Origin of the sequence: Actinomadura geliboluensis, assembly GCF_005889745.1 — a bacterium.
GTDB lineage: Bacteria > Actinomycetota > Actinomycetes > Streptosporangiales > Streptosporangiaceae > Spirillospora > Spirillospora geliboluensis.
In genome coordinates, this window is the sequence record NZ_VCKZ01000371.1 from 1 (window position 1) to 9,123 (window position 9,123).

10 protein-coding genes are annotated in these 9,123 nt (G+C 69.6%); 4 read left to right on the top strand and 6 right to left on the bottom strand.

Features of this window, described 5'->3' with window-relative positions:
- Both ETD96_RS35060 and ETD96_RS35065 read left to right on the top strand, forming a co-directional pair.
- On the top strand, positions 1-1,063 hold a 1,063-nt coding region (locus ETD96_RS35060), incomplete at its 5' end, for a type III polyketide synthase (protein ID WP_240808456.1).
- Between the two features lie 5 nt (positions 1,064-1,068).
- Positions 1,069-1,683, top strand: coding sequence for an isoprenylcysteine carboxyl methyltransferase family protein (locus ETD96_RS35065; protein WP_240808457.1), 615 nt, complete (start codon positions 1,069-1,071; stop codon positions 1,681-1,683).
- A gap of 269 nt (positions 1,684-1,952) precedes the next feature.
- Here ETD96_RS35065 and ETD96_RS35070 read toward each other — a convergent pair whose 3' ends face one another.
- The 4 genes from ETD96_RS35070 to ETD96_RS35085 all read right to left on the bottom strand — a co-directional run bounded on the left by ETD96_RS35070 (position 1,953) and on the right by ETD96_RS35085 (position 4,271).
- On the bottom strand, positions 1,953-2,492 hold the full coding sequence (locus ETD96_RS35070; RefSeq protein WP_138640777.1) for a hypothetical protein: 540 nt from the start codon (positions 2,490-2,492) through the stop codon (positions 1,953-1,955).
- A gap of 82 nt (positions 2,493-2,574) precedes the next feature.
- Positions 2,575-2,964 carry a hypothetical protein gene (locus ETD96_RS35075; protein WP_138640778.1) on the bottom strand — a complete coding sequence of 130 codons (390 nt, stop codon included), beginning with the start codon at positions 2,962-2,964 and terminating at the stop codon, positions 2,575-2,577.
- The gene (locus tag ETD96_RS35080) at positions 2,961-3,200 is read right to left on the bottom strand and encodes a ribbon-helix-helix domain-containing protein (RefSeq protein WP_089328625.1); all 240 of its coding nucleotides are present in this window, start codon (positions 3,198-3,200) and stop codon (positions 2,961-2,963) included. Before ETD96_RS35080 ends, ETD96_RS35075 begins: the two co-directional genes overlap by 4 nt.
- Before the next feature lie 246 nt (positions 3,201-3,446).
- Complete coding sequence (locus ETD96_RS35085; protein ID WP_138640779.1) at positions 3,447-4,271, bottom strand: aldo/keto reductase; 825 nt, start codon at positions 4,269-4,271, stop codon at positions 3,447-3,449.
- A 298-nt stretch (positions 4,272-4,569) separates the two neighbouring features.
- Here ETD96_RS35085 and ETD96_RS35090 point away from each other — a divergent pair, with 298 nt between their 5' ends.
- Together ETD96_RS35090 and ETD96_RS35095 are read left to right on the top strand one after the other, a co-directional pair.
- Positions 4,570-5,724 (top strand): Cmx/CmrA family chloramphenicol efflux MFS transporter, encoded by a 1,155-nt coding sequence (locus ETD96_RS35090; RefSeq protein WP_138640780.1) that lies wholly within the window; start codon positions 4,570-4,572, stop codon positions 5,722-5,724.
- 165 nt (positions 5,725-5,889) lie between these two features.
- Positions 5,890-6,624 (top strand): TioE family transcriptional regulator, encoded by a 735-nt coding sequence (locus ETD96_RS35095; protein ID WP_138640781.1) that lies wholly within the window; start codon positions 5,890-5,892, stop codon positions 6,622-6,624.
- A 28-nt stretch (positions 6,625-6,652) separates the two neighbouring features.
- Here ETD96_RS35095 and ETD96_RS35100 read toward each other — a convergent pair whose 3' ends face one another.
- Entirely contained in the window at positions 6,653-7,678 is a 1,026-nt protein-coding gene (locus ETD96_RS35100; RefSeq protein ID WP_138640782.1) for an NADP-dependent oxidoreductase, read from the bottom strand.
- A 4-nt stretch (positions 7,679-7,682) separates the two neighbouring features.
- Positions 7,683-8,285 (bottom strand): TetR/AcrR family transcriptional regulator, encoded by a 603-nt coding sequence (locus tag ETD96_RS35105; protein WP_138640783.1) that lies wholly within the window; start codon positions 8,283-8,285, stop codon positions 7,683-7,685.
- Positions 8,286-9,123: the final 838 nt, after the last annotated feature.

Here is a 9,123-nt window from a genome sequence, read left to right on the forward strand (position 1 = left end):
GTCGGGGGGCCTCATGCGCGTCGCTGCAGTACGGACGGTCGTGCCGGAGCATCACTACGACCAGGACCAGATCACCCGTGCCGTCGTGGAGCGCGCCGCCGCGAAGGAGCAGATCGTCCGGCGCCTCCATGCCGCCACCCAGGTCACCGGGCGCCGCCTCGCGCTGCCCATCGACGAGTACGTGAAGCTCGACGGCTTCACCGAGGCCAACTCCGTCTACATCGAGACGGCGGTCGAACTGGCGGCGCGGGCGGTCGGCGACGTGCTCGACGGTGCCGGGCTCTCCCCGCATGACGTGGACCACATCGTGTTCTGCTCCTCGACCGGGGTGGCGACGCCCTCGCTGGACGCCCGCGTCGCGCAGCGCGTCGGCCTGCGCGAGGACATCACCCGCGTGCCGATGTTCGGCCTCGGCTGCGCGGCGGGCGCCGCCGGGCTGTCCCGCGTGGCCGACTACCTGCGCGGCCGCCCCGAGCGGGTGGCGGTGCTGGTGTGCGTCGAGCTGTGCTCCCTGACCGTGCAGCGCGACGACAGCTCCATGGCGAACCTCGTGGCCAGCGGCCTGTTCGGCGACGGCGCCGCCGCGGTCGTGGCGCTCGGCGACCACCGCGACACCGCCGGGCACCGGGGGCCGCGGGTGGTCGCGAGCCGCAGCAGGCTCTACCCCGGCACCGAGCGCCTCATGGGCTGGGACGTCGGCGACCACGGCCTCCGCGTCGTCCTGGCCGCCGACCTCGTCGCCCACGTCGAGGCCACCTTGGCGGGCGACGTGACATCCTTCCTGGACGATCACGGGCTCGCCCCGGACCGGGTCCCGTCATGGGTCTGCCACCCCGGGGGCCCGAAGGTGATCGAGGCCATCGAGCGGGAACTCGCGCTGGAGCCGGGCGCGCTCGACATCACCTGGGAGTCGCTGCGGACGCACGGGAACCTGTCCTCGGTGTCGGTTCTGAACGTGCTGGAGGAGACGATCGCCCGGCGCCGGCCGCCCGACGGCACACCTGGCCTGCTGATGGCGCTCGGGCCGGGGTTCTCCGCCGAACTAGTCCTGCTGCGCTGGTGAGGCGTGTGCGCGGGAAGCGTGTGAAGCCCGGGTCGCGTGCTAACCGCTCGGTGAACCGGTACGGCGTACTGATCGGGCTCGTCGCCGCCGAGCGGCTGGCAGAGCTGGCCGTGGCGCGCCGCAACCGGGCCTGGGCGCGGCGGAACGGCGGCGTCGAGCACGGCCGGCGGCACTATCCGCTGATCGCCGCCGCCCATGCCGGTCTGCTGGGCGGGGCGCTGCTGGAGGCCCGTCTTGGGCGGAGCCGGTTCGTCCCGCCGCTCGGCTGGCCGATGCTGGCGGTGGCGCTGTCGGCGCAGGCGCTGCGCTGGTGGTGCATCGCCAGCCTGGGGAAACGGTGGAACACCCGGGTAATCGTGGTGCCCGGCATGCCACTCGTGGAGCGCGGCCCGTACCGCCGCCTACGACACCCCAACTACGTGGCGGTCGTCGCAGAGGGGGTTGCTTTGCCGCTCGTCCACACCGCTTGGCGCACTTCACTGCTGTTCACAGCGGCGAACCTGTGCCTGCTCAGGCTGCGCATCAGAGTCGAGAACGAGGCACTCGGCCACACAGGAACAGCAGAGACGCGACCTCAGCAAGGATCAGTTGGACGGTCTGCGGCCGGGGCGCGGGGGTGAACATCGGCCTTCCGGGGTGTGGGCGGCGAGATGAGCCCGTTCTCGGTGTCGTCACCCGGGCGGCCGCTGCATCCAGGCGTTCGCCATCACCGCGAAGAAGGCGCCGTGGCCCCCGGGGCCGCCGATCTCAAGGCCGTGCGGGTGCAAATGGGCCTGTCCCTCAGCTGGCACCCTGCCTGATCGCCGAGTGGTGCGGGCAACGCACAAGCACGTCCACTCCCGGCCTGCTTGCGTGCGCTGGTGGCGTCGGACGAAGGGCGGGCGCTCGGTCATGGTGAGACGGCTGTGCGGGTCCGGCTCGTCCGCTCTGTGCCCTTCTCGCGGAACGCCGTGCCGGCGGCCTTCCTGTGGAGTTCCTCCAGGAGCGCGATCTGGGCGGCGGCGCGGTCGAGGAGGGTGCGCAACTGCTCGGCGTCCAGCGCCGGCTCTCGGTCGGCGATGGCGAGCAGGGTGCGCCACCCGGCCGCCTTGCCCTCGACGGCCAGCCGGAGCGCCTCCATCTCCACGAGATCGCTGAGCGGCGAGCGGGTCGCCACCCGGCCGTTGAGCTTCAGGCGGCCGCCCTTCTCCGCCGCCCACACCGCCATGCTCTTGAACCGGCGGGGCGGCATCCCGAGCGAGCGCAGGATCGACAGCAGCGCCCCGCGGTCGGCGGCGATGTCGGCGGCGAGGCGCCGCAGCAGGTCGGCGTCGTCCGTGTCACGATGCGAGCGCGCGACGCGGCGGGCCAAGGCCACGCCACCGGCGGCCGCGGCCAGATGGTCGGTCAGATAGATGTGCAGCAATCCCTGGCTGCCACGTGTCCCCATGCGGCCCCCGTACCCCGGCCTGGCCGCATAAACGACTCGGCCGAAGCAGGCGGCGGGGTCCTTCGGGGCGAGGGCAGCGGGGTCAGGGGATCTGCTCGACGCGGACGCCGGGGACGGCCTGGTAGACGTCGGGGTCCGCGGTGATCAGCGGCCACCGGCGCCAGCGCGCCGACCAGGCGGCCTGGGCGGCGTCTATGCCGAGGTTGGGGATCGTGGTGACGAGCAGGCCGGTCTGCTGCGCGATCACGTCGTCGAGGTCGTCCACGTGGACGACCTGCATGCCGGGGAGCCGCTCCAGGACGGTGCGGCCGTGGTCGGGGACGATCTGCCACGCGCGGGCGAGCGCCGTGGCGGGTATCACGATGGTGGCGTGCTGGGCGATGGACGCGCGGAGCCGGGCGCGGACGTAGATCGTCTTGCCGGTGGCGAGGTCCAGGAGTGCGGTCGCGTCGAAGACGTGACCGGTGATCACGCGACGTCCCTGCGGTCCGGCGTGCCGCGTTCGACGAGGCGGTCGACCATCGCCTGCTCGTCGGGGCTCGGCGGTCCGAACAGGTCGTCGATGGTCGAGGCGTCCCGCAGGTAGGCCAGCTTGAGGCGCGCGCCGTCCGCGAGGAACCCGGACACCGAGGCGATCTTCTTGTCCTCGGCGAGGCCCTGGAGCGTGGCGGCAAGCTCGTCCGGGAGCGTGATGTTGAGTCTCGCCATGGCGCACACAATACACACTCGGATGCCTTCCAGTGTGTACTGGTCGGGTTAGACCGGCGTGGCCGGCGTGGGCGGGCGGCAGCGGGAACAGGTCCCGCAACTCAGGCAGCACCTCTGCGTCGCCGCTCCGCTTTCCCGCACCTAGCCCCGCAGGGCAGACTCTGGGAGCGCCGGGGTGGTTCCGCTTACTCGTCCGCCACGCGCGGCAACACGGAGGTGTCTCTTCTGGTCAACGGCTGACTGTTTCTATTGGTTGGCGGCGTCGAGCCGGGCACGCTGCTGGTCGGTGAGTTGCAAGTCGGCCGCGGCGACGTTCTCCTCCAGGTGCCTGATCGACGCCGTCCCCGGGATGGGCAGGACGACCGGCGAACGGCCGAGCAGCCACGCGAGGGCCACCTGGGCCGGGGTGGCGTCGAGTTCGGCGGCCACGGCGGCGACCTCGCCGGCCGTGGTCGCGGGCAGGACGGGCCGCCACGGCAGGAAGGCGATCCCCGCCGCCGTGCAGGCGTCGAGCACCGGGTCGTGCTCGCGGTCGAGCAGGTTGTAGCGGTTCTGGACGCTCGCGATGTCGACGATCCGCCGCGCTTCGTCGAGTTCGGCGACCGTGACCTCGGACAGCCCGATGTGGCCGATCTTGCCCTCGTCCCGGAGATCGCGGAGCGTCCCGACCTGGTCGGCGAGCGGCACCTCCGGGTCGACGCGGTGCAGCTGAAGCAGTTCTAGTCGCTCGGTGCGCAGCCGGCGCAGGGCCCGCTCGACCTGGTCCCGGAGCACCTCCGGCCGCCCGCACAGCGCCGCTTCGCGCGGCGGCTCCGGTGGGATGACGCCCACCTTCGTCGTGACGAGCACGTCGTCCGGGAAGGGGTGAAGGGCCTCGACGAGCAACTCCTCGTTGGCGCCCCAGCCGTACAGGTAGGCGGTGTCGATCAGCGTGACGCCGAGTTCGACGGCCCGCCGCGCCACCGCCACCGAGTTCGCCCGCACCTCCGCCGGACCGGTCGGCAACTGCATGGCCCCGAACCCGAGCCGCCCCACCTCGATGGAGCCCCCGATGCGGAAGGTGTCAGACATGTCCCGGCATTCCCCCTCATGATCAACGTACAGCCTTATCAACGCTGCCGAGTAGAGGCGATCGACGCTCGGGCAGTGCGGGGGTAATTGGTGTGCGTTGGGTGAGCGTGGCTGAGTATCGTCTGGAGCATGGTGAGCCCCGAGGCATCCAAGACGGGGGCTTTCGGTCACCCGTCAGCCCCCTGAACCACTGAAGCCATCCGGTCCGGACGGCCGCTGCGAGCGGCCGGGGCCGCTCTTGGGCTGAGCGCGGTGACGAGACGACTCGTCCTATCCCGCCTCACCTCGGAGCCAAGCGGTGCCTCTTCCGCTCTACCTGCTCGCCGTGGCGGTCTTCGCCATGGGCACCTCGGAGTTCATGCTCGCCGGCCTGCTGCCGGACATCGCCGCCGACCTCGGCGTCCCCGTCGGGACCGCCGGCCTGCTGACCTCCGCGTTCGCGCTCGGCATGGTCGCGGGCGCGCCGCTGATGGCGGCGGTCGCACGCACCTGGCCGAGGCGGTCCGGCCTCGTCGGCTTCATCTGCCTGTTCCTCGCGGCGCACGCCGTCGGCGCCGTCACCGGGAGTTTCCCGGTGCTGGTCGTGACCCGTATCGTCGCCGCGCTCGCGAACGCCGGGTTCCTCGCGGTCGCGCTCGCCATGGCGGCCGCGCTCGTGCCGGGAGACCGGAAGGGACGCGCGCTGGCCATCCTGCTGTCCGGTACGACGGCCGCCACCATCGCCGGGGTCCCGGGTGGCGCCGTGCTTGGCACGCTGCTCGGCTGGCGGGCCACCTTCTGGGCCGTCGCCGTCCTGTGCCTGCCCGCCGCCATCGGCGTACTGCGCGGCCTACCCCCGCAGACCGGGCAGCCGGACGAGGCGGACGACCCCGCGCTGCGGGTCGAACTCGCGCAGCTGCGGAGGCCGCGGCTGATTCTCGTGATGCTGCTCGGCGCGCTGGTGAACGCCGCGACCTTCGGGACCTTCACCTTCCTCGCTCCCATCGTCACCGGTACCGCCGGGCTGGCGCCGATCTGGGTGTCCGCCGTGCTGGTGCTGTTCGGCCTCGGCTCCTTCGTCGGCGTCACCAGCGCCGGACACCTGTCAGACGAGCATCCCGGTCTCGTCATCGCGGTCGGCGGGCCGCTTCTGCTGCTGGGATGGCTCGCCCTCGGCACCTTCGCCGCCAACCCGGTCGCGCTGCTCGGCCTTGTGTTCGTGCAAGGGACGCTTTCGTTCGCTCTCGGGAGCACGCTGATCGCACGCGTCCTCTACGAGGCGGCGGGGGCGCCGACCATGGGCGGTTCGTATGCGACGGCGGCGCTCAACGTCGGTGCCGTCGCGGGGCCGCTCGCCGCCGCCGCAGCGCTCGGCACCGGTCTCGGCGACCTCGGCCCGGTCTGGACGAGCGGCATCCTCGTCGCGGCGGCCCTGCTTCTGGCCCTGTCTTTCAGGCGCGTCTTGGCGAGGTAGATGCGGCCTTACTTGGTTGCAGCCGCTCCCCGATGGGGGGTCCTTCGGTGGGGACGGGGAGCGGTTCACCAGGCTGACCGCTGAATTACATCCCTGAAGTTATGTTGATACTTTCAGAGTGATGGACGGAGAGCCGTACCACAAAGCCTCAAACAGGTGATCTGATTGCGTCCGTTCGATCTCGCGCGGGAGCATGGCATCTCGGCGCAGGCCGTCCGCAACTACGAGCGGGACGGGTTCATCCCGGCCGCGCGGCGTTCCGCCAGTGGTTACCGCATCTACACCGAGGCGCATGCCGCCGCTCTCCGCGCCTACCTTTCCCTTGTGCAGGCCCTCGGATACGCGGCGGCCGGCCAGATCATGACCGCGCTCCACGACGACCGGCTGGACGACGCCTTGACCGCCATCGACCGTGCCCATCACCAACTCCTTCGTGACCGGGAGACCCTCAGCTCGGTGCGGCAGGCGGTGGACCATCTGACGGCCGAGGCTGTCGCCATTCCAGACCGCTCGGAAATCGCCGCCATCGAGTCCATCGGGGATCTCGCCCACCGGCTCGGCGTCACCACGGCCACCCTGCGCAACTGGGAGGACGCCGGAATCGTCGTCCCCGAACGTGACCCCGCCACCGGATACCGCGTCTACCGTGCGACCGACGTCCGCGATGCCGAACTGGCCCATCTCCTTCGGCGCGGGGGATATCTGCTGGAGCACATCGCCGCCGTGGTCCACCAGATTCGGACCGCCGGCGGCACCGATGCGCTGTCCCGTTCCCTGGACGACTGGCAGCGGAAACTGACCGCGCGGGGACTTGCGATGCTCCAGGCGTCCGCCCTGCTCAACGACTACCTGAACCTGCTCGACACCGACGCGCCCGCGACGAACCCCGCGCCCAGCTAATAGGAGCCCTTGCCATCAGTCGCCGGGCTCACTTCACCTTGCTCACCTGGACGAGCTGCTTTCCGAGGTTGGCGCCGTCGAAGAGCCGTTGCAGAGCGGCAGGGGCGTTGTCGAGACCGTCGATGACGTCTTCGGCCCAGCGCAGTCGCCCCTCGGATACCCAGCCGGCGAGACGGGACAGCGCTTCGGGGAACTCGGACACGTAGTCGAAGAAGATGAAGCCCTCCATGCGAGCCCGCCGGAAAGCCAGTTGCATGTAGTTGGACGGCCCTGCCCCGTATCCGGTGGCCGTGTACCCGGACGAGATCGACCCGCACAGTGCGATGCGCGCATGGAGGGCCAGCCGGTCGAGCGCGTTCTCCAGGAGTACGCCGCCCACGTTGTCGAAGACGGCGGTGAACCCGTCAGGCGCGAAGGCGCGCAAAGCGGCCGGGACATCGTCGGCGCGGTAATCGACGCACGCGTCGAACCCGGCGACGTCCCTCACCCAGGCGACCTTTTCGGGCGAGCCGGCGGTGCCGATGACCCGAGCGCCGAGAAGCCGCGCGATCTGCCCGGCGAGCGAGCCCACGCTCCCGGCCGCGCCGGTGACCAGAACAGTGTCCGCGTCGGTGACGTCCAGCACGCATGACATTCCGATGAATGCCGTCAGCCCGCTCACACCGAAGACGGTGAGCATGTGGCGGGGATCGATCCCGTCCGGGACGGGGTTGACGCCGAACAGGCCGCCGTCGCGGGCCACGACATATTCTCGCCAGCCCAGGTCGCCATAGACCCACTGCCCTTCCGGCAGCACCGGATTGCGGGACGCGACCACGCGGCCGACACCGCTGCCGCGCATCACCTCGCCGATTCCTACAGGTGCGATGTAGGTGGCGTCGGCGTTGAGCCACGTCCGTTGTGTGGCGTCGATTCCAAGCCAGACGACCTGTACCAACGCTTCGCCGTCCTTGAGGGAAGGCACTGGCTCGGTGCGCTCGGCGAACGTGTCGGCTGTGATGCCCGCGCTCGGACGTTCACGAAGCACCATCTGGCGGGAGGTCTGGACGGGCATGAAATCAGGCTTTCTCGTTGGAGCGTGTCGCTTGGCTGAACGTCGCGGTCAGTTCGGTGATGACGTCGTCCACTGGAGCGCCGAGTGCGACCCGCAGCCCTTCACTGTCGAGGGTGCGGCGAAGCATCGAGGCCATCATCACGGGGTCGAAGCGACGCAGTTCCCCGCTGTTCTGGCCTTCCTCGAACAGCGACACAAGGTCGGAGAGGGACGCCGCTACGAGATCGTCGTAGAATCCCGCCGCCGTTGCCGCCCGGTGTGCGACGACGGCAATCAAGGCACGCGTCTCCACTGGTCGCTGTGCGCAGTACGCAAGAAAAGTGCGGATGTAGGAGGTGAGCCGGTCTAGGACGCTGCCTTGGCTATGCAGAGTGGCGGCGAGTTCCGGCCCGAGACTTCCGACCACGTGGGCGACGACGGCGTTGAGGATCTCGTCCCTGGTCTCGAAATTGCTGTGGTAGGCGCCACGGCTGTACCCGGCCTCCTCCGCGATCGCCTCGACGGAGGTGGCGGCGACCCCACGCTCCGCGAACAGCCGCGCCGCCGACACCACAAGCTCAGCACGCGTCCGCCGCTGCCGCTCGACCCGCGTCTCTCGTCTCGCCATGCCCGCAAGATACATCATCGTATCTGGATACGTGACCGTATGCAGACGGTTGGGACGGGAGTGCTGCTGGTGTTGAGCTGCTTGCCTCAGTGGGGCGTGGTGTCTCCAGCGGGGCGGTTCATGTGCCTAGACGGCTGTGCGCCTTGCCTCCAACGGAAAGGGAGATCGCCGGCGGCCTCGGAATCCGGAGATGTCATGGTCGAAGGCTGCCGCTGTGCTGTGAATTAGACAATCGTCCAACAGTCGAGAAGGTGCGGGATGTTCGCCGGAGGCCGTTCCTGCGAGGCATGTTCGCGCGAGGCATGTTCGTGGAATTGTGGTGGGGGCGGCGCTGCGTACGGGGCCGCCCCTCCAAAGTCAAGGGCGCCTTCGGCGTCGCTTCGCGATGGGACTCCGTCCCACCCTTGACTTCGGAGCCTCTGCGGCCCCTGAGTGCAGCTTTCGTCGGGCAGGCTCCGCCTGCCCTCTGCCCGACGCGCCGCCCCCACCCCAACAAAGAAACACACAACACACAAGCAAGCACGCAAGTGCAGAGCTTCAAATCGAAATGCCCGAAATGAGCCTTTCGATAAAACAGGCGAGAGTCGATCAAGGAAGCCCAAAAGAATCATGGTCGAATTTCGACTCGAAAGGGCGAAGTAGCGTCCGGCCGGATATCATAAGGGTATGAGTTCAATCGCGGTCGACCTCGACGCCGCGTCCACCATGGAACAATGCCGTTAAATTAGCCTGACCGTCAGGGTGTTATCCACATATCCACAGGCGTCGCAGGTCCATGTGGAGTTCGTGAAAGCGATTGAAGCCTCGCTTGCGGAGGCATATGTTGCCGATGTGCCTG